This window comes from Kangiella sp. (assembly GCF_048265365.1).
In the GTDB taxonomy this organism is placed as follows: Bacteria; Pseudomonadota; Gammaproteobacteria; order Enterobacterales; family Kangiellaceae; genus Kangiella.
Genome location: NZ_JBLXBT010000007.1, coordinates 1 through 23030 on the forward strand (window position 1 = coordinate 1; position 23030 = coordinate 23030).

Sequence of the window (23030 nt, forward strand, 5' to 3'; positions counted from 1 at the left end):
CTCGCCTCTCTTATAGGCGTAGATATTCCTGAAATAAAATTGGTCGAGATAGACCAGTTAGACAACCTTCCTCAAATCAACCTTCCGGATGAGAAATTGGCCTTCGCTATGAAGCGATTTGATCGACGTGACGATCAACGCATTCATATGGAAGACTTTGCTCAAGTTCTTGTGAAGTACCCACATGAAAAATACAGTTCAGGCAACTACGAACAAATAGCAAAAATCCTGTATCAGTTTTCTGGTGATGGTCTAAATGATGTCCAGCAACTTGCTCGTCGTTTACTCGCCAACATCCTATTAGCAAACGGCGACGCCCATTTGAAAAACTGGAGTTTACTCTATTCAGATCAAGTCACACCCAGACTCTCACCTGCTTACGACATACTCACCACCAGTGTTTATATTGAAAACGAACAACACTTCGCTCTTAACCTTGCAAAGACGAAGGCTTGGTATGATGTCTCATATAAACACTTTGAAGATTGGGCAACTAAATCAGATATTCCATGGCGAGCAATCAAACCGCATCTGGACGATGTGATGGAAAAAGCGAGAACCCTTTGGCCGAACGCGCTAAAAGACCTACCAATGAATGAAGATCACAAACAACAGCTAAGAGAACATTGGCAAAGACTTCATGAGGATTTTCGAGTTTAATAATGTATAGCAAAGTCTGATAAGTCCATTACTCTTAGGTTAGTTGACCTCTGATAGCTTCTCAACCACTTCAGCAACCTCTTCATAGCTACTTACAACCCAATGGGCTCCAGCCTCAATAAGTCGTTGTTTGTGATTTGGATGCTTTGCATGAGAGCCAGCAGTCAGGCCTATACAAAGCATCCCGGCACGTCGAGCGGCTTCGACACCAGCCGGACTGTCTTCAATAACTAGAGCACAGTCCGCAGGAACAGACATATTTTTTGCTGCCAATAAAAACAAATCCGGTGCTGGTTTGCCATTTTGAACCATAGTGGAAGAGAAAATATTGCCAGCAAAATACGACTTAAGCTTTGTAGCGGTTAGACTCACATCAATTCGTTCTGGATGAGAGGATGAGGCAACGCAAACAGGCAAATCGAGTGATTCAATGAAGCTCCTTACACCTTTAACGGGCTGTAGCTCTTCTTTAAAACACGTAAACAACTGTTTGTTCATTTCATCCAACGATTCCTGCGATAGCATTACGCCTTGTTTGGCGAACAATTCATCCCGTGCCGATTTCATACTGCGACCTTGGAATTGTTGAATTACCTCTTCTTCACTCAGTATTCCACCTTGTTTAAGAATCACATCATGCAAAGCCACAATAGACAAATTTTCACTGTCCACTAACACGCCATCGCAATCAAAGATAATTAACTTGAGCTTTCTAAGTTCAGATGCCATTGCTATTTCAGTATCGAATGTCACGGTTACAACTCCCTAGCAACAGATTGAAGTCTACAAAACGCTAAGAATCGAGCATCATGCTGTTTGCAGATATCAGTCTCGGCCGGTACATACTTTTTCCCAAAAGAAGACATGGCTTTCATCGCACTTTCTAAGTTGGAATATCTGCCAGCAGCAACCGCGGCTAGCATAGCGGTTCCAAGCATGACGGGTTCATCCGAGCTTGGCGCAATAACCTCTTTACCAGTTGCGTCAGAAATGAGCTGACGCACCAATGGATCTTGTCCAGCACCGCCACTGATAATAACCCTTGAGATGGTCAACCCTTGTTCTGCCTGAGCTTCGATAATTTGTCGCAACCCATAAGCAAGTCCGCAAATACCAGCGATATAAAGTGTTACTAGGCTATCAATAGATTTATCCATATTTAACCCCGCCATGATTGCTCTGGCTTTTGGATCAGCAAAAGGCGCCCTATTACCCAAAAACTCAGGGACAACGTGAACTCCCTTGGCTAGATTGATCGCTTCACTCAAATTATGAATGTTTGATTTAGCACGATTAGACAGCCATACACTCAAAGGAAGTTTGGCTTCCTTTGCTAACTGCTGCGCTTCGGCCGAAGAAGGATGCATCATTACCAAGTGATCAATTGCTGCCCCTGCCGCAGACTGGCCAGCTTCGTTAAGCCACATTTCTGGGAGCATTGCTGAGAAATAAGGCCCCCAAACACCGGGTACTTTTATCGCAATTGATGAGGTCGTTAAGGTACAAGCCGAGGTGCCAAAAACATAAGCCATACATTCAGAGGGCGCAGAAATTCCGTCTTCTGTTAATGCTCCAACAGACCCAATAGCGCCAGCATGAGCGTCAATTAACCCAGCCGCCACCGCGGTTCCTGCGTTTAACCCAAGTTGCATTGCAGCACTATCCGTTAAGCCTTGTGCTAACGATGTTCCTGGAGAAACAACCTCAGAGCCGATTTTTGAAAACTGAGTATGAGATAAATCTTCTAACCCAATGGCTTCGAAATAAGAGGCGTCCCAACGGCTTTCATGGGCAAGATAAGTCCATTTGCACACAAGCGTACAAATAGACCGTGCCAATGAACCTGACGCTCTAAAGGTAAGGTAATCCGTTAGATCAAAGAAATGCGCAGCTTTGTGATAAGTCTGTGGCAAGTATTTTTTAAGCCACAATAATTTCGGTGTTTGCATCTCTGGTGAGATGCGATTCCCGACGTAGTTTAAAACACTATGTCCGAGTGCATTAATATCATGAGCTTGGTCGGTTGCTCGTTGATCCATCCAAACAATAACATTACGTTCCGCAATGTTATGCTCGCCAACGGGTAAAGGGGCAAAGCTCTCATCTACGACCACTAAAGAGCAAGTGGCGTCGAATGATAAGCCAACAATAGCATCAGCAGACAATTTCGATGCACTGACGACAGACTTCACACAGGCACAGATGGCTTGCCAAATATTGTCGGACGATTGTTCGTATCGAGCATCGACGTCTTGAAACGTTGTGATCTCATGCTTCGCAACATGTAGCATATTACCTTGTAGATCGAATAAGCCAGCTCTAGCGCTTCCAGTGCCGACGTCAACACCTATAACATAATTGGCAGGTGCATCATGAACGTGGTTTCTCATCTATCTTTTCTCCACATAAAACTTTGTTGTTATACAAACAACTAAATCTCGAATCGTGCCCATGGATAGCATTGTTATTAGAAACACTAAAGGAATGATGATACATGGCTGCGTTCAACTACTACTCGTTAGTAATTCTTTGGAGGCGAGTTAATCGCTTTAAACAGCTGTGACATCTAGACCTTTCAACACAGTTCCTATCCAGATAAATATCATGCTTTACTGAATGGTAAAATCGAGAATACGAGCAAATAGCTGAACATAACGTTGCACACATAAGCCCCCAAGTTATCGCATCGTCACTATCTTACTTAAAAATAAAAAAGTCTTTTTCTCGTGCGGTCACTTTGAAGTTGTATTGTTATACCAAGCTCTTCAGAAAGAACCCGCTAATTCAAAACCGTTCGACTATTCAGTTAAACCGCAAATACATTCAATATAACCGAATAGTTTCAGTGTCCATAATACAAACAGTTAAACCAATACCATGCAAAAGGTTAGCCTGGGGACTCAGCACAAAGAAATGATTAAAAGGCACCTGCCCCTGCTAAATCAGACAAACCGAACCGTGAAGCAGCAAATTGAGACTGGTGCCAAAGCGGATAAATTTGTGGTGGCCTGCTTACATTATCGAGAAGTACTAATTCTTCTGAACTCAAAACCAAATCTAAGGCACGGAAGTTATTTTCAAACTGTTGTACAGAAGTTCCACCAACAATCAATGATGCGACAGCTGGACGCGAGAGTGTCCAAGCCAAAGCAATCTGAGCCGCCTCAACCTTATGAATAGATGCAATATCATTTAAAACATCTACAATCTTCCATAAGCGATCTTGATCACGAATAGGTGGTTCACTCCAGCCTCGCGCCTGACGACTACCTGAAGCAATAGGTGTATCACGAGTATGCTTACCACTCAGTAGTCCTGCAGCAAGCGGACTCCAGACAGTAACACCAATCCCTTGATCAACTGAAAGAGGCAAAAGTTCATATTCGGCTTCTCGTGCCTCAAGGGTATAATGGATTTGCTGTGTCACAAAGCGTTGAAAGTCTTTTCGCTCAGATGCCATCAAGGATTTCATAATCTGCCATCCAGTGTAATTGGAACAACCTGCATAGCGTATTTTGCCCTGACGGACCAGTGTATCGAGCGCTTCCATCGTCTCTTCTACCGGAGTTTGACCATCCCATTCATGAATATGGTATATATCAATATGATCTCTTTTTAATCGCTTAAGTGAACGTTCGCATTCGCGAATTAAATGCCATCGGCTTGAACCTTCATCATTTGGTCCTTCACCAATATTCATACGTGCTTTGGTGGATACCAGAATATCTGCACTGCGACCGGTAAGCGCTTCACCAACGATCTCTTCTGACAGACCAGTTGAGTACATATTAGCGGTATCGATTAAATTAACTCCATGTTCGATACAACAATCCATAAGCCGAGATGCCTCTTTCCCCCCCTGAGATGCGATAGCCGCAAACGGCCCACATCCACCAAAAGAAAAAGTGCCCATAGCCAAAGCTGAAACTTTTAGGCCGCTCCATCCGAGTGTTCGATACTGCATATTGCCTCTCCTAATACACTGAAGTTTTAATAAATGTAAATTTAGAGTTCACTAACAAAATCAGCCATCGCCTTGATCAAAATAACAGCAACAGTACTGCCTGCATCTTGAATACCACGGGTTTTCTCTTGAAAAGCTGCTGCTTTACCATGTTGAGCGACCAAGTCCTTTGTGGCTTCGAGCGCCTCTGATGCACTTGCATATGCAATATGTAGAGCTTCCGTCAAAGCTGCACCAGATTCAGCTTGTTTGATCATTGTTTCAGCAATAGGGTGCAATACATCAACGACCGTTTTATCACCAACTTGCACACGGCCACGCTGAGCCACACCATCACGAAATGCCACCCAAAAATCAGCAAGCTGAACTGTTCCTAGCATTTCACAATCTTTCACTGCAGCTGATCCACGCATGAAGCCAGTAGCCATAAGCGTACCCATTGTCGATGGTGCTGCACGTGCAATTGCCACACCTGCCGTTTTAAGTTGTGTTTCAACACTTGCATCTTCAAGCGCAGAAACAGCTGCTGTTGCCGCTGCAAAACCTTTGGCCATTGTCAAACCAAGATCGCTGTCACCGACTTTACTATCGAGGGCAATCAAAGCGTCTTTTTGTTCAGCAAACACTTCAGAGAAACGTTCAAAGAGAATAGGAAGATTGGTTTTAGTTATGTTATCCATAATGCTCACCTCTAAAACTTAATATGTTTAAAAAACGGTGTATTCGCTCCAGCAGCGATAAGAGGTTCGAGCTCGTCATCTAACTTTAGGACAGAAATCGAAGCACCTGCCATTTCCATAGATGTTGCAAATTCACCGATGAAAACGTGTCGAATATTTGCACCCGCTTGCTTTAACACTTGAGCGGTACGGCGATAAATAACGTAGAGTTCTTCCAGAGGCGTCGCACCAAGACCGTTAATCAAAACGGCTACATCGCTTTCTGTTTCATAAGATTGCTCGGCTAGAATAAGAGCCATCATTTCGTCGACTACATCATCTGCAGCCGCCATCTTTTTTCGAGTGATACCATTCTCTCCATGAATACCCATGCCTATTTCCATTTCATCTTCGCCTATGTTGAAACTCGGCTTGCCTATTTCAGGTACGATGCATGGCGACAAAGCTACACCGATAGTGCGAGTTCGTACGCTTGCTTTTTCAGCTATGCGAGCAACCTCATCTAGTGATTTCATCTGTGCTGCTGCAGCACCCGCTGCTTTGTATAGAAAGAAAATACCTGCAACACCACGTCTCTTATGCTCTTCACCAACAACCGAGGATGCTACGTCATCACATCCGACAACTGTTGCTGTTTTGATGCCATCAAAATCAGCTAACTCGCCTGCCATATCGAAATTGATTAGGTCACCAGAATAATTACCATATAGATAAAGAACACCAGCACCTTGATCGACATACTTTGTCACTTCGAGTATCTGTTCAGACGATGGCGACTGAAAAACACCACCAACACCAGCACCATCCAACATGTTATCGCCCACGTATCCAAGGAATAAGGGCAAGTGACCAGATCCACCACCTGTCACCAATCCTACTTTGCCTTTTACAGGCTCAGTACGAACGAAACAGCGCAAATCATTGGCTACATTAGTCACTTCCGGATGAGCTAGGTAGATACCTTCAAGCATTTCATCAACGAAGTTTTCAGGATTATTGAGGAATTTCTTCATATTTTTAACTCCAGAATTAAAGGGCAGACTTACGGTCGCGCAGGACGAAAAAGGCTGCGGCCAGAAGAATAAAAGCACCGACAACGACACGTTGCCAAGTACTTGGAATACCAACGAGAACAAGTACGTTGTTGACCACTGTGACAAGCAAAACTCCCAGAACTGTTCCAAAAACAGTACCCGTTCCGCCAGTAATACGTGCCCCACCTAAAACAACGGCAGCTATGACACCAATTTCGATTCCAGCAAAGTCAAATGGATTGGCCATACGATTAGCTGAGGCTTGAATAACTCCTGCCAACCCAGCCAATGCTCCTGCATAACCAAAGGCAAAGATTCGTACTTTTCTCAGGTCGTAACCAAGCCTTTCAGCGACATTAGAATTACCACCAACAGCAAATATCGCTCGCCCCATAAGCGTGCGATTGAAGACGAACCATGTCGTAATCGCGGCAATGGGAAAGACTAAGAAATAGACAGGCAAACTAACAGTAACGCCGCTATTAGCCTCTATTTCAAACAAGGAAAACTTTCCAAAGTCAATCATTTGAGATGGCATTTCCATCAACCAAACGGTGCCAATGAAAACTAGCAAAATACCACGAAATAAGTATTGTGTTCCGATAGTTACGATTAAAGCTGGCACCCTTAATCCATGCACCAAAACACCATTCACAGCTCCAAGAGTGGCGCCAATAAGCACAGAGAAAAGAATAATTAAAATCATCGGCATACCCGGAAAAACATTAATCACAAAGCTACTCACACCATACATAGCAAGAGCACCTATAGCAGGGAACGAAATATCAATTCCACCAGCGGCTAAAACGGTGAAGACACCGAGGGCAAACAGCCCTATCACCACACTTGCTCGAGCAATATCAACTAAAGATGACATATTAAAAAAAGATGGATTTATAAAGGCAACTGCCCCACAAATCATGACCAGCAAAATCAAACTTATAGTTTCAGGGCGCCCTTTAAATAGAAAAAAAATCCATTTACGTTCAAGATCAGGTGAATAGTCAGCCTTTTCAGATATTGTTTTATCAGTCATTTTGGTACACCGTTTTAATTATGCAGTCTCTTGTGGACTGGTGATCATAGATTGGTAAATATGATCGTCGCTCACTTCTTCAGCATTAAAGTTTTCGACAATTCGCCCTGAACTCATCACAAGGATACGATCACAATTTTGGAGTAACTCAGGTAAATCATCAGAAACGACTATTAAACTTATTCCACGCTCTGCCATTTCTTGAATGGCGTGAAAAATAGTCTCTTTTGAACCTACATCCACACCTACTGTCGGTCCGTGCAAAATCAATAACCGTGGATTGATACTCAGCCATCGTCCGATTAAAACTCTCTGCTGATTACCTCCTGACAATGCGCTAACTGGTAAGTCTAAATCTTTAGTATTCAGCTTCATCCCTGAAGATATTTCACCAGCAGCGGCTCTCCCTTTTTTATCATCCAGCAAGCCAAACTTTCCTAAAATACGATTAAGAATTAAAGGAACCTCGTTTTCGTAAATGGATTTTTCAATGAAAAGACCTTCTGACAAGCGGTCCTCGGGTACATACCCTATTCCGTAACTAATAGCGCTTGCTGGAGAGGTAATGTGGATTGCTTCGCCTTCGAGAGTTAAGACTCCATGCGGGATAGAAATATGGCCTGCTAAAGCCATTGCAAGCTCATTGCGACCAGAATCAGATAAACCTGTGATACCGACAATCTCACCATGCCGGATATTAAAGCTGATATCACGGAAGGCATGCCCTGAACTTAAATCTTTTATATCAAGTAGCGTGGTATTTTTGGGTTTTCCAACTCTATAACGGGTAGCTTCAATTGAGCGACCTGTCATAAGTTCTGCTAGTTGGGAACGCGTATAATTTTCAATCGGGCCTTGAGCAACACAAAGACCATCACGAAAGACTATAGCGTCGCCGCCAATCCGGTAGCTCTCTTCAAGCTTATGGGTTACAAAAAGGACAGCTACATTATTATCAAGTAACCTTCCAACAACTTCGATCAGTACCTCGACCTCATGGCGTGTTAACGAAGTCGTGGGCTCATCCATGATTACAAGGCGTGCATCTGAGGCTATAGCACGAGCGATAGCTACACGCTGACGTATTGCCAAAGGTAAATCAGAAATAGTTTTACCTAAAAGTGTTTGGTCTGCTTCCAAACCAACTTTACGCAAAGCAGCAATAGCTGTTTGTTTTATTTTTTGATGATCTAGTCGGTAAAGAAGTCGTCCTTTTCCAGCAACAAGCTGCTCTCCCAACGCTACATTTTCCGCCACTGTAAGATTGGGAAGTAGTGAGAGATCTTGATATACAGTTTCTATTCCAGCTTCCAAAGCTGCCATCGGCGACAAATAGTTTAGATGCTTACCATCTAAACTAATAATGCCTTCTGTTGGCTCATGCGCTCCAGACATAATCTTAATAACGGTACTTTTTCCGCAGCCATTTTCGCCTAGCAAATGATAGGCTTTACCTTGTTCAATCGTCAGATCGACACCACGTAATGCGTGGACGCCACCAAATCTCTTATGAATACCACTCAGGGATAAAAAAGCTGCTTTTGATGATGGTTTTTTACTCATGGGGTTATACCCTCTAAAAAGACGATTCAAGCAGACCAAAGGCCAGCCATGTTTTAAAAGGGAACAGCCGAAGTAAACATTCAAAGATTCACTTTCTTCAGCCGTTCCTATCCATCAGTCATTTTTAGAAAAGGTGTTCTTTATAGGTCTCTTTATCAACAAGAACCATACCGTTACCAATTAGTAACTTGCCAGCACCTGCACCGGGACGCACAGAGACTTTTTCATAACCATCAACACCAAGGTTCATACCATCTTCGATCTGGCCGCCTTCAAGTAAAATACGTGCGACTTCATTCATTGCCATACCTGCTTTTTGTGGATCCCAGAAGCCGATTGCAGTAATAGCACCACTATCTAAGTACGCCGCAGAAGGGTTTGGCAAACCTGTACCAACAAGGCAAACCTTACCGGTAAGACCAGCTTCTTCAATAGCACGACCAACGCCTAGAACATCATTGCCTGCAGATGTTTGAAATCCTTTGATATCAGGGTGTTTGCGTAAGATCTCTTTAGCCTTTTGATAGGTGCCATTTGCATCATCGAAAGACTCATTGTTTGGATCAACAAGTTGCATTTTCGGATACTTCATAGCATTTTTTTCACCTGCACCGACCCATTGCAAATGAGTACGGCTGCCAAGTGACCCAACAAACGTCGTCCACTTACCTTGGCCACCCATACAATCCGCAAGACGCTCGTTTAGTGCAGTACCATACTCTGTGTTATCGAAAGCTTCGACATCAACCATAGTATTAACTTGGTTGTCAGCCTCGTGTGTAACGACAATTGTTCCACGAGCTATAGCGCGTTTAAGAAGGGCTTCAAGTATTGTTGGGTCCATCGGCACCACTGCAAGAGCATCAGTACCTTTGGCGATCAAATCTTGGATGATTTGCATTTGCTGAGCAGCATCTGCCGTCGCCGGACCAACTTGAGAAATATTCATTTCAGGATGTTGTTTTGCATACAAATCAACTCCCGTCTCCATTCGGTCAAACCATGGAATACCGCTAATTTTTACAACAGTTGTGATTGTTTTATCTTCTGCTGCAAAAACACTATTCCCAGCCAAATTCACACCCATGACAGCGGTGAATAAAGCTGCTTTGACACTTTTATTTAACATATTATTTTTATTTTTCATTTTACTTTCTCCTACAGTTACCCTCTATGTTTCTTCTATTACTCCGTCGCGCGAGGGGAACGCATCGAAGCAATTGATGCTAAAATCTGGTTTATTAAATTAAATCGCCCTACGGCCAAGAAACACAAAAGAAGAGCGCCCCAGGCCAAATCTCGAACAAAATTCGATAACCCAATAAAGTTAAGTAAGCTTGATAAGAGTTGTAATACGACAGCTGATAGAATGACAGTACTCACACGACCATATCCTCCCTCAGGTCGCACACCAGCCATAATTGCAATCAAAATAGCTATAAGCAGATAGGATGTTCCATAGTCCCATTTAACGTTGATATTGCGTGCCGCTATAATAACTCCAGCAATGCCAGCTAAAAGTCCCGATAGAGCATAAGTTGTAACTATGATCTTTCCACTTGGAAAACCACTGTAGGCTGCAGCTTTGGGGTTTGCGCCTGTAAGCATCAGCCTCATACCATAAGGCGTGTACTTCAAAACCACACCTAAGACAAAACCGATAACTACGAAAAGAATAAAACTTGAAGGAATGCCGAAGATAAGACCATTACCAATTGAGTAAAGAGAATCAGTAATGCCGACGGTTACTGATCTGCCATCAGACAAAACTACAGCCACACCAGTAAATATCATTTGTGTACCCAACGTACCAAGAATTGGGGTGATGCCAAACCGTGATATAACTATTCCATTCAAAATCCCCCCGAGCAACCCAATAACCATACATCCGATTACAAAGATTATTGTGAAAAGCAAAGGATCCTGAGATGCATCAATAAGAGAGAGTGTAAAAATTCCAGACGCGACACCAGACAAGTTTGCGTTTGCGATTCCGGATAAGTCAATTCCTCCATTACCCGCACACATCGCCAACATGACACCAATGGCCAAAAGACCAATTTCGGGTACCTGCATAGCCATTGATTGGAGGTTGAACAAAGATAGGTAAGTGCCGCCAGAAACGACACCACCAAATCCAAACAAAACGATGATTAAAACGCATAACATCCAAAGATTCGCATCACGCTTCACAACTCACCCCTAAAATTTAGTAAAAATGACAGTTGATTTACTAAACCATACCAGTAAGATTTTTAGTGTACAATAGATATTTAACTAAAAAATATGGCTTTATTCTTGAAAAAAAGACATAAATTGTTTACTAAACAACTTCAATAATAAGAATTGATATTTAAACTATGGATAAAACTAGCAAGAAAACAGTTACTCTTAGACAAGTAGCTGAGCATGCCAAAGTGTCAACATCGACAGCTTCACTCGTACTTAATGGTAAAGGTGACATATCCCAAGCAACTCGAGACAGAGTTCATACTGCTGTGTCGGAACTTGACTATCGACTTAAAGTAACCAAATCAAAAAGTGTTTCATCCCTCAAGCTACGCTTTCTTAAAATCGCTAAGCACGGCCAAACAGTAAACCGTGATCACAACCATTTCATTTCTGACTATATAGACGGTATGTCCATTGAGGCCTCCCGCCGCGATTATGTTCTAGAAGTAGTAACACTTAATGACACAGATTTACCAAGCATACTTGAAGCAATAGAAGGGAGTGATCTCGGCGGTGTTATTGCGTTAGGTACAGAACTTTCAGAAGAAGACATCATCGCCCTTTCTAAATGTGGACAGTGCATTGTTTTTATAGATACTTTTTTTCCGTTTTTGGAAGCTAACTTCGTAAACATGGATAATGACCAAACAATTTTTGCAGTAGTCTCCAGTTTTAAAAAATCTGGGTTCAAACGGATTGGATTTGTTGGTAGTCATACTAATGTCGCCAACTTTAAATTACGTGAAGAAGCTTTTCATCGCGCATGCAGCAAACTAGACATCCAAACATCTGAGAGGGATATATTTTCTGTAGCGGCCACACGTGAAGAGGCATACAAACAAGCAAAGTTACATCTAGAAAAAGCAGATAGTATTGCTGAAGCCTATTTTTGCGTTAACGATATAGTGGCCTTTGGCGTGATGCGTGCACTACAAGAACTTGGGTACAACATTCCATTTGATGTATCTGTAGTCGGTTTTGATAACTTACCAATGAGCAGCCTTCTCTCTCCCTCCCTCACAACTATAGATGTACCAAAGCAACAAATCGGGTCTATGGCCATTCGATTAATTGATGACATGATAATAGCGCATGCAACCAATCCCCCCATAAAAGCACTAGTAACAGGTAAGCTTATTATTAGAGAAAGCTCAAGCTGATCTCTCCCAACCAAATATACTTAACATAGTAATAACAAATGTTGATATTGAAAACGAACAACACTTTGCCCTTAATCTCGCAAAGACAAAGGCTTGGTACGATGTCTCATATAAACACTTTGAACATTGGGCCACTAAATCAGATATTCCATGGCGAGCGATCAAACCGCATCTGCACCATGCGATGGAAAAAGCGAGAACACTTTGGCCTGAGATTTTGAACAACCTACCAATGCAACAAGAGCACAAACACCAGCTAAGAGCGCATTGGCAAAGGCTTCATGATGATTTTCGACTTTAAAAGAAATATATTTTGGTAACCATTAAAGTAATTTTCTGTAGACCAAAGTTACAAAATAATCTGCTGGCAACAGCACCATTCACATCAGATTATGATTAGATTGATCATGTTATTCAAATCATAGGGTGTGTTATGTGGATATGGCAATAAAACCAGACTGCATGGCTGATGATCTATGCAGAATAACGATAACCTGCATAGATGTTTGAATTTTTCATCTGAAGATTATCGCATAATTGGTAGAGGTTCTGTTAAGTTAACAGTACCGAGCTTTGAATTGTAACCCTCTCATACCCTTGTATTAAATTCATACAAAGTGCCGAGATGAAAACCATAGCAAGATTCAAATAGGATATTAAAGGAGCCAGTAAGACTGGCTCAAAAGACTATAGAGTCAACATAGATTAAGGATAAATGCGATTAACCCAGTGCTGCAAAAGCCTCGCGCGTTAAGTTTCTTCCACTCCCTTCAAGAACGTTAATATTATCTTCAATACGGATGCCACCGTATGGAAATAACGTTTCAATCAGGTCTAAATCTAAACCATGTTGTGGCTCATTTTTAATTAATCCGTCAATTAACATGTGGTTAAAATACAAACCTGGCTCAATAGTGATAACCATACCCTTTTCTAACTCGCGTGATAGCCGCAATCGGTTACTGGTGGTACCCGCTTCTGGCATAGAAAAAGGTTGAACTTGTTCAGCACCAAAATCGTGCACATTAAGCCCCAACAAATGCCCTAACCCATGTGGAAAAAAGGCTTTCGTTACCTCTTTCTCAATTTGCTCTTCAGCACTTAATCGGCAAATGCCGACTTCGTTCAATATGTTTGCAATACCCAACTCGGCGCGTTGGTGCAGTGTTTTCATTGCAACACCGGGTTTAACCATTTGACTAAGCGACACTTGCAGAAATTCCATTCGTTGTAATACATCAGAAAATATCGAAGTACCCAAGGTATGAGTGCGAGTAATGTCACTGGCATAACCATTAACTTTTGCACCGGCATCAATCAACAGGGTTAATTGTTTTTCATGACGTTGATAAGAACGTCGTTCATAATGCAAGGTGGCACCGGATTCGTTCAAAGCCACTATGCCACTGTAAGGTTCAAGACTTTCAAGCTGTTTGCTTGCTGCAAGAAAAGCGAGATAAATTTCCGCTTCACTCTTATTCTCTTTAAAGGCTTGCTCGGCAGCAAGGTGACCACGAACCGCTTGATGGCTCGCTGCAGACATAGCTGCAACTTCGTAGTCCGTTTTATAAACGCGATAATAAGACAATGCACGCACGAACACTTCTGGGTCATGATGCACGCTAGTAATATCAGGTGGCATATTTCGGGCAAAGGGTCCAATCCACGCAACACGCCCTTTTAATGCGGTAATCCAATCGTTGTTATCGGTGTGCGGTATCAAGTCCCAACCTTTTACCCACTCACCATTTGGCTCAACTGGTGAAAGATGCCAAAAATCTTTGTGTGCAGGCCAAACAAGTATTGGTTTTTGACCAGTTCGAAAAACAATATAACTGTTAGGATGAATATCGTAGGGTACCCATTGCTGTGCCGAAGCTCGCGCAATAAATGAATAAGTTCGATCATCATTTGCAACGCCCACTAAGTGCCCTGAACTGACCACAGCAACGTCGTAATCGAGTTGTTCTAAAATGGTTTCATAACGACTGATCAACTCTTTTAAATGTTCTTCATAACATGAAATCACACTGTACTCCTTAACAATACATAACCAAAACATAACTCCCGCTAACGAACATTAGAGGCTTTTTCGTAATAACTCTTGGCCATAATCGCTATCCAGATTCTGACTTTTTAATTTTTCAACGGGATTGATTTCCACTAAACGACCATGCTGTAAAATACCCACGGTATCGCACAAAAAAGACACAACGGGTAGATCATGTGTCACCAACAAATAGGTTAAGTTTTTCTCCATTCTCAACTGTTTTAACAGGTTCAGAATTTCAGCTTGTACGGATACATCAAGAGCTGAAGTAGGTTCATCTAACAACATAATCGGCGGGCTTAACATTAATGCTCGTGCAATGGCGACGCGTTGCCGCTGGCCACCGGAAAGTTGATGAGGTCGTCGAAATCGAAACTTTTGCGCTAAACCGACGCTATCGAGTGCATCCACAACACGTTTATTGGGGTTATCCAAACCGTGAATACTTAGCGGTTCGCGTAATATGGAATCCACTGTTTTACGCGGATGAAGCGAGCCAAAAGGATCTTGAAACACCATCTGGCAAGCTTTGGTTAAATCGTTTCTATTTTTTCGATGAACGGCCATACCACTGAGTTCAATAGAACCTGACCAATTGACTATTTGACTGGCCATGGCTTTTAAAATCGTCGATTTTCCCGAACCACTCTCGCCCACTAAGGCAAAACTATCACCCTGCGCAACGTGAAAAGATACATCTCGGACCACTTGAATTTCGTCGTAACTAATATTTAAATTCTGTACCTCAATCATATTAAACCCTCCCCAGTGCAGTACGATCTAGCACGGGCAAATAAGACCGCGACTCATCAATGGTTGGCATTGACGCTAACAAACCTTGAGTATAAGGATGTGTTGCCTGGCTTAATTCTGATGCGATACAGGACTCAACAATTTCACCGTTAAACATCACCAAAATACGGTCACAATACTTCGCCACCATATTCAAGTCGTGGCTAATCATAATAAGTCCCATGCCTTGCACTTGAACCAACTCATTCATAATGTCGAGCACTTGAGCTTGCACGGAGGCATCCAATGCAGAGGTCGGTTCATCGGCAATTAATACATCGGGCTCCAACACCACCATCATCGCGATCATGACGCGCTGTCCCATACCACCGGATATTTCGTGTGGATACAAATGATAAACTCGCTCGGCATCGCGAATGTGCACCGCTTCCAATATTTGAATCACCCGACGATAGCGTTCTTTTTTAGACAGCTTTTCATGAAATTCAAGCACTTCAGAAATTTGACGGCCGATTGAAATAACCGGATTCAATGAATACTTTGGATCTTGCATTACCATGGAAATGGCTTTGCCACGCATAGTGCGGTAAGCCGTTTTCGAAAGCGTTTGCAAATCTGTATCTTTAAATTTTAATTCGTCTGCGGTGACCTTACCTTGCCCTTCTATCAAGCCTAAAATGGCACGGCCAGTCATCGATTTACCGGAGCCACTTTCACCCACAATACCTAAGCGTTCTTTGCCTAAATTAAAGCTAATGCCTTTCACCACATCGACTGGGCCGTTGTCTGTCGAAAAGGTAACGGTAAGATTTTTTACGGTTAATAAATTCATTATTGTGTCCTGCTTCTAGGATCAAGAACATCGCGCAACCCATCGCCAAACAAGCTAAACCCAAGACTAACTAAAATAATGGCAATACCGGGCATCGTCGCCACCCACCATTGATCCAAAATATAGGCTCTGCCGCTGGAGATCATCGCGCCCCATTCCGGTGATGGCGGTTGCGCGCCCAAGCCTAAAAAGCCAAGACCTGCTGCGGTTAAAATAATACCGGCCATGTCCAGCGTTACGCGGATAATAGTGGACGATAAACACAATGGAATAACATGCAGAAAAATGATTCGGCTGTGACTAGCGCCTTGCATTCGCACTGCCGAAATAAATTCAGCGTTACGAAAAGTCATGGTTTCCGCACGGGCAATGCGGGCATAAACTGGCCAAGCAGTAATGGCAATGGCAATGACGGCGTTTTCAATACCTGGCCCTAATGCAGCTACAAATGCCAGCGCCAGAATCAGCTTAGGCATAGATAAAAAGATATCGGTAATGCCCATTAATGTTTTATCTAACCAGCCACCGAAATAGCCAGAAATAGTGCCAATTAATAAACCAATTGGGGCTGAAATAACGGCCACTAAAAGCACAATCATCAAGGTAATGCGACAGCCGTAAATAATACGCGAAAAAATGTCACGACCCAGTTCATCCGTTCCTAACCAATGCGCCATAGAAGGTGCAATTAAACGATTACCTAAATCACTTTCTATGGGCGAATACGGTGCAATGAACGGCGCGCATATTGCGGTGAGCAACAACAGCACAATAATAAAAAAACCAATTGCCGCGAGGCGGTTTTTCATTAACGCACAGGAAATTCGATAGGCCTGACCTAAATTGGATTGCAATCGAGATTCTGGATTTTCACTTAACAGCCAATCTTTTGTCATCATTAACGTGCCCTCGGATCAATTAAGCGATACAACAAATCAGAGAATTTGTTCACACAAATAAATACAGCGCCAATAGCAAGCGTTGCACCCAAAACGGAATTCATATCGGCATTGAGTAATGCATTTGTTAAAAAATTACCAATACCGGGCCAAGAAAATACGGTCTCAATCATCACCGAGCCTTCTAACAGCTGCGCAAACGACAGACCGATAACGGTTACAAGCTGTACGCGTATTGGACGAAATGCATGACGCCACAAAACTACACGTTCAGGTACGCCTTTTACGCGTGCCGTAGTGATAAACTCCTGATTTAACTGCTCCAACATAAACGAGCGCGTCATTCTGGAAATATAAGCCAAGCTGAAAAAACCGAGGATAAAGGCCGGTAAAATGATGTGGGAACAAGCGCTGCGAAATACATCGAAGTCGCCCACCAATAAACTGTCTATCAGTAACATGCCCGTACGCGCAGGCACCAAGCCTTCCAGAAAAATATCAATTCGGCCAGGGCCGCCTACCCACTGCAATTGCGCATAAAAAAGCGTTAAGCCGACAAGCCCTAGCCAAAAGGCCGGTACCGCATAGCCAGTTAAGCCTAAAATACGAATGGTTTGGTCAACCCAAGTACCTTGCTTTGAAGCTGCGTAAACGCCTGCGGGTACACCGATAACAACACCGATAAAGATACCAATTAGCGCCATTTCTAAGGTGGCAGGAAACACTCTTGCTAATTCTTCTGCAACAGGGCGAGCACTAGAAACAGACATTCCCAAATCGCCCTGCAATACAGATCCTACATACACAAAGAACTGGCTCAGCAGCGGTTTATCCAACCCCATTTCAATACGAGCTGCGTCATAAACCGCTTGCGGCGCTCGATCACCAACGACCGCCAGTACAGGGTCTATTGGTACTATGCGCCCAATCACAAAGGTTATCGCAAGCAAGCCCAGAAACGTCAGCGCCATAGTAATAATGACACCAAGCAAACTCATGAACATGTGTTTGATTTTGTTGACTATTAGGGTCATGTAACTCTCTCCGTGGCGTAAATCTAAATTATTTATACTGTAAGTAAAAAAATTTTTATATAAAAAAATTGTTTTGACTAAATAAAAAATATTTACTAATGTCAAATTACTTTACTGAATAGGCTTTGTTAATGACCCACTCCAACCGTAAGCAAAATGAGCAGGACAACTTGCTTAGCGGCAAAAGAATACGTGACTTGCGACGCCGAAAAGGACTTAATTTACAAGAGCTTAGTGATAAAGCTGGCATATCTGTTGGCTTTTTAAGTCAAGTAGAGCGAGATAAAGCTACTCCCTCCTTAGGCACATTGGCGCAACTTGCTTCTGTGTTGGGAGTACATGTTGAGTATTTCATTGCCAGAACAAAACCGACTGACAGTATTACCCGTTCACAAAACCGCGAGCGGTTTGCTGTAGCTGATTCGTCTTTGAGTTATGAACAAATTTCAACAAACTTACCGGGTGGCACACTTACTTCACTGATGATTTTTGTTCCTGTCGGATACGTTTCAGAAATAGCACGTCATTCTGGCGAAGAGATGCTAGTGGTGATCGAGGGGTCTATCAAACAAACATTAGGGGACAGCACCTTTGTCCTAAACTCAGGTGACACTCTGCACTTTATGGGAGATACGCCGCATAGTTTTGCCAACCCTGGGGATGTACCCGCCAAACTTGTCTGGACAGGCACAACTCCAAGGTTAATAGGCAAAGAGGAATAAGCTGAGTGCAAACAAAGCTTTGAGAACCCATTTTCAAAGAGAGGCGTATAAATGAAAAAGATACTTCAAACCGTTACGGCCGTTACAGTAATGTCACTAGTCTTTGGGGTCGCGGAAGCAAAAACCCCAAAAAACAGCTTAGTTATTGCCCAGAACATTGATGATATTGTCAGCATCGACCCAGCCCAAGCTTATGAGTTTTCTTCAGGCGAGCTGATTGCCAATATTTATGATCAACTGGTTGAATACGATGCAACCGATACCACCAAACTGGCACCAGGTTTAGCCGAGTCTTGGAAAATTGATGGCGCCGATAAAACCATTACCTTCAAACTGCGTCCCGGCGTGAAATTCCATTCTGGTAACCCGTTACGCGCTGAAGACGTTGAATATTCTTTTGAACGCGTCGTAAAACTAAATAAAGCACCTGCCTTCATTTTAACTCAGCTCGGTTGGACGCCTGAAAACGTAGACAGCATGGTTGAAACCGACGGTTCTAACGTCATTATTCAATATAAAGGTGACTTTGCCCCCTCATTTGTAATGAACGTGTTAGCGTCTCGCCCTGCGGCAATTGTTGATGCCAAAGAAGTATCATCTCATGAAGTGGATAACGACCTTGGTAATGCTTGGTTGAACCGCAACACAGCCGGTACTGGCCCATTTAAATTACGCACATACCGCCCTGCTGAACTAATTATGATGGATGCCAACAAAGATTATTTTTTAGGTGCCCCTAAAATGAAGTCTGTTGTTATTCGCCATGTTGCCGAAGCCGCCACTCAGCGTTTATTGCTTACCTCCGGTGATGTAGACATGGCCATGAACCTAACGCCAGACCAAGTGGAAGGTTTAAAGTCGAACGACGACATTAACGTTGAACAGTTCCCACAAGCAGCCGTTCACTTTTTATCGTTTAACCAAAAAATTGATGCTCTAACCGAAAAAGCCATTTGGGAAGCATCGCGCTACCTTGTTGATTACGATGGTATGACTAGCACCTTCTTAAAAGGACAAATGCAAACCCACCAAGCATTTTGGCCTGCAGGCTTCCCTGGTTCACTAGACGAAACGCCTTACACATACGACATTGAAAAAGCGCGCAGCATTTTGAAAGACGCCGGCGTTAAACTGCCGATGACAATCACATTAGACGTAATTAACTCTGCACCGTTCACAGATATGGCGCAGGCACTGCAAGCCACATTTGCACAAGTGGGTATCAACTTTGAAATTTTACCGGGTACCGGCGCACAGGTAATTACTAAATACCGTGCCCGTACACACCAAGCAATGTTGTTGTATTGGGGCCCAGACTTCATGGACCCACACTCAAATGCCAAAGCGTTCTCTTATAATGCAGATAATTCAGATGAAAATTACCAGAGCACAACGTCATGGCGTAATGCTTGGCAGCCATCTGATAAGTTAAACAAAATGACCATGGCCGCGTTGGGAGAACAAGATTCTGATAAACGAAATGACATGTACCTTGAACTGCAAAAAGGCGTTCAAACCGACTCTCCGATTATCATTATGTTTCAAGCTACAAAACAAGTTGCTATGAACAAAAAGGTAAAAGGCTTTGTAAACGGTGCAATTTCCGATTACGTCTTCTACCGCTTAGTCACTAAATAATTTTTAACAAACCATATTAGGGTGCCTTTGGCACCCTTTCTCTTTTGGAGCAATGAAAATAATGAGCGAAAATATAGCAGCCATCTATAAAAAACTGCATGACGAAATGCAAAATAAAGTGGCTATTAAACTGTTTACTATCATGGTACTTGATCCTATTGAAGTTACGGCTAAACGTGCCTTCACTTCGCACCCTACAGAATACCCAACCAGTGGTTCTAAACCAACGCTGGTTAATCGTTGGAGTGCGCAAGTCATCGACAATAAAACCACTTTTATCGCCAATACCACTGAAGAATTCGCAGATGTATTTGGCGATTGGAAACTTATTAATCAACTGGGCTGTTCTTCTGCCGTCAACATTCCTGTATTAAAAAATGGCATTGTAATCGGCACAGTGAATGTGCTCGACATAGAAAATTACTTCACTAAAGAACGAGTCGAATTACTCGAAGCTATTGTGCAAGAACATACGCCGGAATTGCAGCAAGCCTTTAGCAACAGCTTAGTCTCTAACTAGAGTTAATTTTTTCGCCTTTTATGCTTGTGCTGGGAAAAAGCTTGTTATTGGGACAGATAGACTTACTCAATCATATCTAAGCTAAGGAACATACGAACAAGTAAGACAATTTTTAGCTGACTTTCAGCTTGTGACAGTATTTCCTCAGAAGCGACATTTAATCACCACTTAACCCACTTGTAAGGTACTTCAAGCACCTTACAACCGTTATTTGGACGGATTAACCCCGTGCAGAACGTATCATCTGATCTACTCGTAACAAATTTCCAAGTGCAAACAGCACGGCGAGTTTGTTGTCATTTTTAGACAGGCCTTTGTAGGCGACTTTGCGGAACCCAAACTGGCATTTCAGTATTCTAAACGGGTGCTCGACTTTCGCTCGGATACTCGCCTTTAAGTATTCCGTTCGGATCATCTGCTTGTTGAGGCGGGGGTGCTTTTTCCAAGCACGTATCTTGCTGGGCATCTCAGCTACTAACCAATCGACATTCTTATCTTTTGTTTCTGTGCGCTTTTCTACGCCACGGTAGCCAGAGTCCGCCGATACAAATGACTCATTGCCATGAAGAAGTTCCGTCAACTGGTTTAAATCGTGATCATTGGCAGGCGTCGTGGTGAAGCTGTGAACTAACCCACGCTTTGCATCAACACCGATGTGAGCTTTCATGCCAAAGAACCATTGTTTTCCCTTTTGCGTTTGGTGCATTTCGGGATCGCGTGCATTAGATTTATTTTTGGTGGAACTTGCTGCCTCAATAATCGTCGCATCAACGATTGTCCCTTCTTTAAAGTAGGTGCCAGAATCAGACAGCCATTTGTTTACTTCTTTGAAGAGTTTACGACCCAGCTTATGCTTCTCAAGCAGGTGACGGAAATTCATGATGGTCGTGTGGTCTGGGATCGCACCTTCTAATGATAGGCCAGCAAACAGCCGCATAGAGGTGATCTCGTAAAGGGCATCTTCCATCGCTGGATCACTCATGTTGTACCAGTTCTGCATAAAGTGAATGCGCAGCATGGTAGCGAGAGGGTATGGACGCCGACCATTGCCAGCTTTTGGGTAAAACGGCTCAATCTGAGCTTCGAGCTGTAGCCATGGAATCAGCTCATTCATCTGACCAAGGAAGAGCTCTTTGCGAGTCTTGCGGCGTTTGCTGGTAAATTCGGTATCGGCGAAGGAAAGCTGATTCATGTCATTCGGTCTTGAGGTAATGGTCAGATCGGCATTGTCTCATATTGGGGACTTAATCGCAGTTTCCCTAGGCATGTGTCAGTTTTAACATGTTGCTGCACCCCAAGGCATTGTTGCTAGGATTTTGCACTGGTCGCACTGACACCTAGGCATGTGTCAGTTTTAACGTGTTGCTGCACCCCAAGGCATTATTGCTAGGATTTAGCACAGGTCGCACTGACACCTAGGCATGTGTAAGTTTTAACGTGTTGCTGCACCCCAAGGCATTATTGCTAAGATTTTGCACAGGTCGCACTAACACCTAAGCATGTGTCAGTTTTAACGTGTTGCTGCACCCCAAGGCATTATTGCTAGGATTTAGCAAAGGTCGCACTGGCACCTAGTCATGTGTCAGTTAAAACATGTTGCTGCACCCCAAGGCATTATTGCTAGGATTTAGCAAAGGTCGCACTGACACCTAGTCATGCGTCAGTTAAAACATGTTGCTGCACCCCAAGGCAATATTCTCACTAACTGCACCCTAAACCACATTTCATGGTCGATAATTGGGTGTAACACCTGTCACACTCTCAAGAATGGCATGTGTCAGTTAAATTCTCACCCTGCACCCCAACCAAACTTATCTATATTTGGTTGTTTTTCGATCAATAACTGGCTCTGACACCTCATAAAGACAATTGCAGACACAATCTAATCATTCATAAAGCGATTAAAACTAAGCTGGCTGCCATGTTTTGGAAAGCTGGTAGATTAAAAAGTAGGTGTCAGTGCGACCCTGTGCACAACTCATTTTTTTAACTATTTAGGGAACGTGCGATTAAGTCAGATTAATAGCACTAAGTCGCATCCACTCGCAGTATGTTTCCCAGTGCAAACAACACCGCGAGCTTATTGTCATTTTTTGATAGACCTTTATAGACCACTTTGCGGAAGCCAAACTGGCACTTCAGTATCCGAAACGGGTGCTCTACTTTTGCTCTGATGCTCGCTTTTATGTACTCAGTATTGATGGGGATTTTATTAATACGGGGATGCTTTTTCCATTCCCGAACCTTGCTTGG

At 43.0% G+C, this 23030-nt stretch carries 20 protein-coding genes and 1 pseudogene; 5 read left to right on the forward strand and 16 right to left on the reverse strand.

What is annotated here, in order from left to right; genetic code table 11:
• The coding region (locus tag ACN0VI_RS14230; RefSeq protein ID WP_417447247.1) for a type II toxin-antitoxin system HipA family toxin at nt 1–660 on the forward strand (660 nt) is incomplete at its 5' end.
• 39 nt (nt 661–699) lie between these two features.
• Here ACN0VI_RS14230 and ACN0VI_RS14235 read toward each other — a convergent pair.
• From ACN0VI_RS14235 to ACN0VI_RS14275, 9 genes are all read right to left on the reverse strand, one after another.
• Nucleotides 700–1413 carry an HAD family hydrolase gene (locus ACN0VI_RS14235; RefSeq protein WP_083200852.1) on the reverse strand — a complete coding sequence of 238 codons (714 nt, stop codon included), beginning with the start codon at nt 1411–1413 and terminating at the stop codon, nt 700–702.
• 2 nt (nt 1414–1415) lie between these two features.
• Nucleotides 1416–3050, reverse strand: coding sequence for an FGGY-family carbohydrate kinase (locus ACN0VI_RS14240; protein ID WP_417447248.1), 1635 nt, complete (start codon nt 3048–3050; stop codon nt 1416–1418).
• Nucleotides 3051–3577: 527 nt separating this feature from the next.
• The gene (locus ACN0VI_RS14245; protein ID WP_114413703.1) at nt 3578–4624 is read right to left on the reverse strand and encodes an aldo/keto reductase; all 1047 of its coding nucleotides are present in this window, start codon (nt 4622–4624) and stop codon (nt 3578–3580) included.
• Nucleotides 4625–4665: 41 nt separating this feature from the next.
• On the reverse strand, nt 4666–5304 hold the full coding sequence (locus ACN0VI_RS14250; RefSeq protein WP_114413702.1) for a dihydroxyacetone kinase subunit L: 639 nt from the start codon (nt 5302–5304) through the stop codon (nt 4666–4668).
• 11 nt (nt 5305–5315) lie between these two features.
• On the reverse strand, nt 5316–6317 hold the full coding sequence (locus ACN0VI_RS14255) for a dihydroxyacetone kinase subunit DhaK (RefSeq protein WP_114413701.1): 1002 nt from the start codon (nt 6315–6317) through the stop codon (nt 5316–5318).
• Between the two features lie 16 nt (nt 6318–6333).
• Entirely contained in the window at nt 6334–7374 is a 1041-nt protein-coding gene (locus ACN0VI_RS14260) for an ABC transporter permease (RefSeq protein WP_114413700.1), read from the reverse strand.
• An 18-nt stretch (nt 7375–7392) separates the two neighbouring features.
• Nucleotides 7393–8937: a sugar ABC transporter ATP-binding protein gene (locus ACN0VI_RS14265; protein ID WP_417447249.1), complete on the reverse strand. Its 1545-nt coding sequence runs from the start codon at nt 8935–8937 to the stop codon at nt 7393–7395.
• Between the two features lie 124 nt (nt 8938–9061).
• Complete coding sequence (locus ACN0VI_RS14270; protein WP_417447260.1) at nt 9062–10024, reverse strand: substrate-binding domain-containing protein; 963 nt, start codon at nt 10022–10024, stop codon at nt 9062–9064.
• A gap of 98 nt (nt 10025–10122) precedes the next feature.
• A complete protein-coding gene (locus ACN0VI_RS14275) occupies nt 10123–11106 on the reverse strand; it encodes an ABC transporter permease (protein WP_114413706.1) in 984 nt (327 codons plus the stop codon).
• 191 nt (nt 11107–11297) lie between these two features.
• Here ACN0VI_RS14275 and ACN0VI_RS14280 point away from each other — a divergent pair, with 191 nt between their 5' ends.
• Nucleotides 11298–12329, forward strand: coding sequence for a LacI family DNA-binding transcriptional regulator (locus tag ACN0VI_RS14280; protein ID WP_417447250.1), 1032 nt, complete (start codon nt 11298–11300; stop codon nt 12327–12329).
• A gap of 721 nt (nt 12330–13050) precedes the next feature.
• On the opposite strand, the gene pepQ is transcribed toward ACN0VI_RS14280, so the two are convergent.
• Genes pepQ through ACN0VI_RS14305 form a run of 5 tightly spaced genes read right to left on the reverse strand, consistent with a single transcriptional unit; the run spans nt 13051 to nt 18002 of the window.
• A complete protein-coding gene (gene pepQ / locus ACN0VI_RS14285; RefSeq protein WP_417447251.1) occupies nt 13051–14358 on the reverse strand; it encodes a Xaa-Pro dipeptidase in 1308 nt (435 codons plus the stop codon).
• A 51-nt stretch (nt 14359–14409) separates the two neighbouring features.
• Complete coding sequence (locus tag ACN0VI_RS14290) at nt 14410–15132, reverse strand: ABC transporter ATP-binding protein (protein WP_417447252.1); 723 nt, start codon at nt 15130–15132, stop codon at nt 14410–14412.
• A gap of 1 nt (nt 15133) precedes the next feature.
• Nucleotides 15134–15964 carry an ABC transporter ATP-binding protein gene (locus ACN0VI_RS14295; RefSeq protein WP_417447253.1) on the reverse strand — a complete coding sequence of 277 codons (831 nt, stop codon included), beginning with the start codon at nt 15962–15964 and terminating at the stop codon, nt 15134–15136.
• The gene (locus tag ACN0VI_RS14300) at nt 15964–16863 is read right to left on the reverse strand and encodes an ABC transporter permease (protein WP_417447254.1); all 900 of its coding nucleotides are present in this window, start codon (nt 16861–16863) and stop codon (nt 15964–15966) included. Before ACN0VI_RS14300 ends, ACN0VI_RS14295 begins: the two co-directional genes overlap by 1 nt.
• Nucleotides 16863–18002, reverse strand: a complete 1140-nt coding sequence (locus ACN0VI_RS14305; RefSeq protein ID WP_417447255.1) for an ABC transporter permease — start codon at nt 18000–18002, stop codon at nt 16863–16865. Before ACN0VI_RS14305 ends, ACN0VI_RS14300 begins: the two co-directional genes overlap by 1 nt.
• Nucleotides 18003–18028: 26 nt before the next feature.
• Between ACN0VI_RS14305 and ACN0VI_RS14310 the strand changes: the two genes are divergently transcribed.
• From ACN0VI_RS14310 to ACN0VI_RS14320, 3 genes are all read left to right on the forward strand, one after another.
• The gene (locus tag ACN0VI_RS14310) at nt 18029–18619 is read left to right on the forward strand and encodes a helix-turn-helix domain-containing protein (RefSeq protein WP_417447256.1); all 591 of its coding nucleotides are present in this window, start codon (nt 18029–18031) and stop codon (nt 18617–18619) included.
• 51 nt (nt 18620–18670) lie between these two features.
• A complete protein-coding gene (locus ACN0VI_RS14315; RefSeq protein WP_417447257.1) occupies nt 18671–20257 on the forward strand; it encodes an ABC transporter substrate-binding protein in 1587 nt (528 codons plus the stop codon).
• A gap of 61 nt (nt 20258–20318) precedes the next feature.
• Nucleotides 20319–20777: a GAF domain-containing protein gene (locus ACN0VI_RS14320; RefSeq protein WP_417447258.1), complete on the forward strand. Its 459-nt coding sequence runs from the start codon at nt 20319–20321 to the stop codon at nt 20775–20777.
• 220 nt (nt 20778–20997) lie between these two features.
• Here ACN0VI_RS14320 and ACN0VI_RS14325 read toward each other — a convergent pair whose 3' ends face one another.
• Together ACN0VI_RS14325 and ACN0VI_RS14330 are read right to left on the reverse strand one after the other, a co-directional pair.
• Nucleotides 20998–21969 carry an IS5 family transposase gene (locus ACN0VI_RS14325; RefSeq protein ID WP_417447259.1) on the reverse strand — a complete coding sequence of 324 codons (972 nt, stop codon included), beginning with the start codon at nt 21967–21969 and terminating at the stop codon, nt 20998–21000.
• Between the two features lie 836 nt (nt 21970–22805).
• Nucleotides 22806–23030: pseudogene (locus tag ACN0VI_RS14330) on the reverse strand (IS5/IS1182 family transposase); the annotation flags it as partial.

Excerpts from the sequence above, each read along its gene's own strand:
- ACN0VI_RS14240 (WP_417447248.1), bottom strand. The coding sequence starts at position 3,050 with ATGAGAAACCACGTTCATGATGCACCTGCCAATTATGTTATAGGTGTT.
- ACN0VI_RS14245 (WP_114413703.1), bottom strand. The coding sequence starts at position 4,624 with ATGCAGTATCGAACACTCGGATGGAGCGGCCTAAAAGTTTCAGCTTTG.
- ACN0VI_RS14250 (WP_114413702.1), bottom strand. The coding sequence starts at position 5,304 with ATGGATAACATAACTAAAACCAATCTTCCTATTCTCTTTGAACGTTTC.
- ACN0VI_RS14255 (WP_114413701.1), bottom strand. The coding sequence starts at position 6,317 with ATGAAGAAATTCCTCAATAATCCTGAAAACTTCGTTGATGAAATGCTT.
- ACN0VI_RS14260 (WP_114413700.1), bottom strand. The coding sequence starts at position 7,374 with ATGACTGATAAAACAATATCTGAAAAGGCTGACTATTCACCTGATCTT.
- ACN0VI_RS14265 (WP_417447249.1), bottom strand. The coding sequence starts at position 8,937 with ATGAGTAAAAAACCATCATCAAAAGCAGCTTTTTTATCCCTGAGTGGT.
- ACN0VI_RS14270 (WP_417447260.1), bottom strand. The coding sequence starts at position 10,024 with ATGGGTGTGAATTTGGCTGGGAATAGTGTTTTTGCAGCAGAAGATAAA.
- ACN0VI_RS14275 (WP_114413706.1), bottom strand. The coding sequence starts at position 11,106 with ATGTTATGCGTTTTAATCATCGTTTTGTTTGGATTTGGTGGTGTCGTT.
- ACN0VI_RS14280 (WP_417447250.1), top strand. The coding sequence starts at position 11,298 with ATGGATAAAACTAGCAAGAAAACAGTTACTCTTAGACAAGTAGCTGAG.
- ACN0VI_RS14290 (WP_417447252.1), bottom strand. The coding sequence starts at position 15,132 with ATGATTGAGGTACAGAATTTAAATATTAGTTACGACGAAATTCAAGTG.
- ACN0VI_RS14295 (WP_417447253.1), bottom strand. The coding sequence starts at position 15,964 with ATGAATTTATTAACCGTAAAAAATCTTACCGTTACCTTTTCGACAGAC.
- ACN0VI_RS14300 (WP_417447254.1), bottom strand. The coding sequence starts at position 16,863 with ATGATGACAAAAGATTGGCTGTTAAGTGAAAATCCAGAATCTCGATTG.
- ACN0VI_RS14310 (WP_417447256.1), top strand. The coding sequence starts at position 18,029 with ATGACCCACTCCAACCGTAAGCAAAATGAGCAGGACAACTTGCTTAGC.
- ACN0VI_RS14315 (WP_417447257.1), top strand. The coding sequence starts at position 18,671 with ATGAAAAAGATACTTCAAACCGTTACGGCCGTTACAGTAATGTCACTA.
- ACN0VI_RS14320 (WP_417447258.1), top strand. The coding sequence starts at position 20,319 with ATGAGCGAAAATATAGCAGCCATCTATAAAAAACTGCATGACGAAATG.
- ACN0VI_RS14325 (WP_417447259.1), bottom strand. The coding sequence starts at position 21,969 with ATGAATCAGCTTTCCTTCGCCGATACCGAATTTACCAGCAAACGCCGC.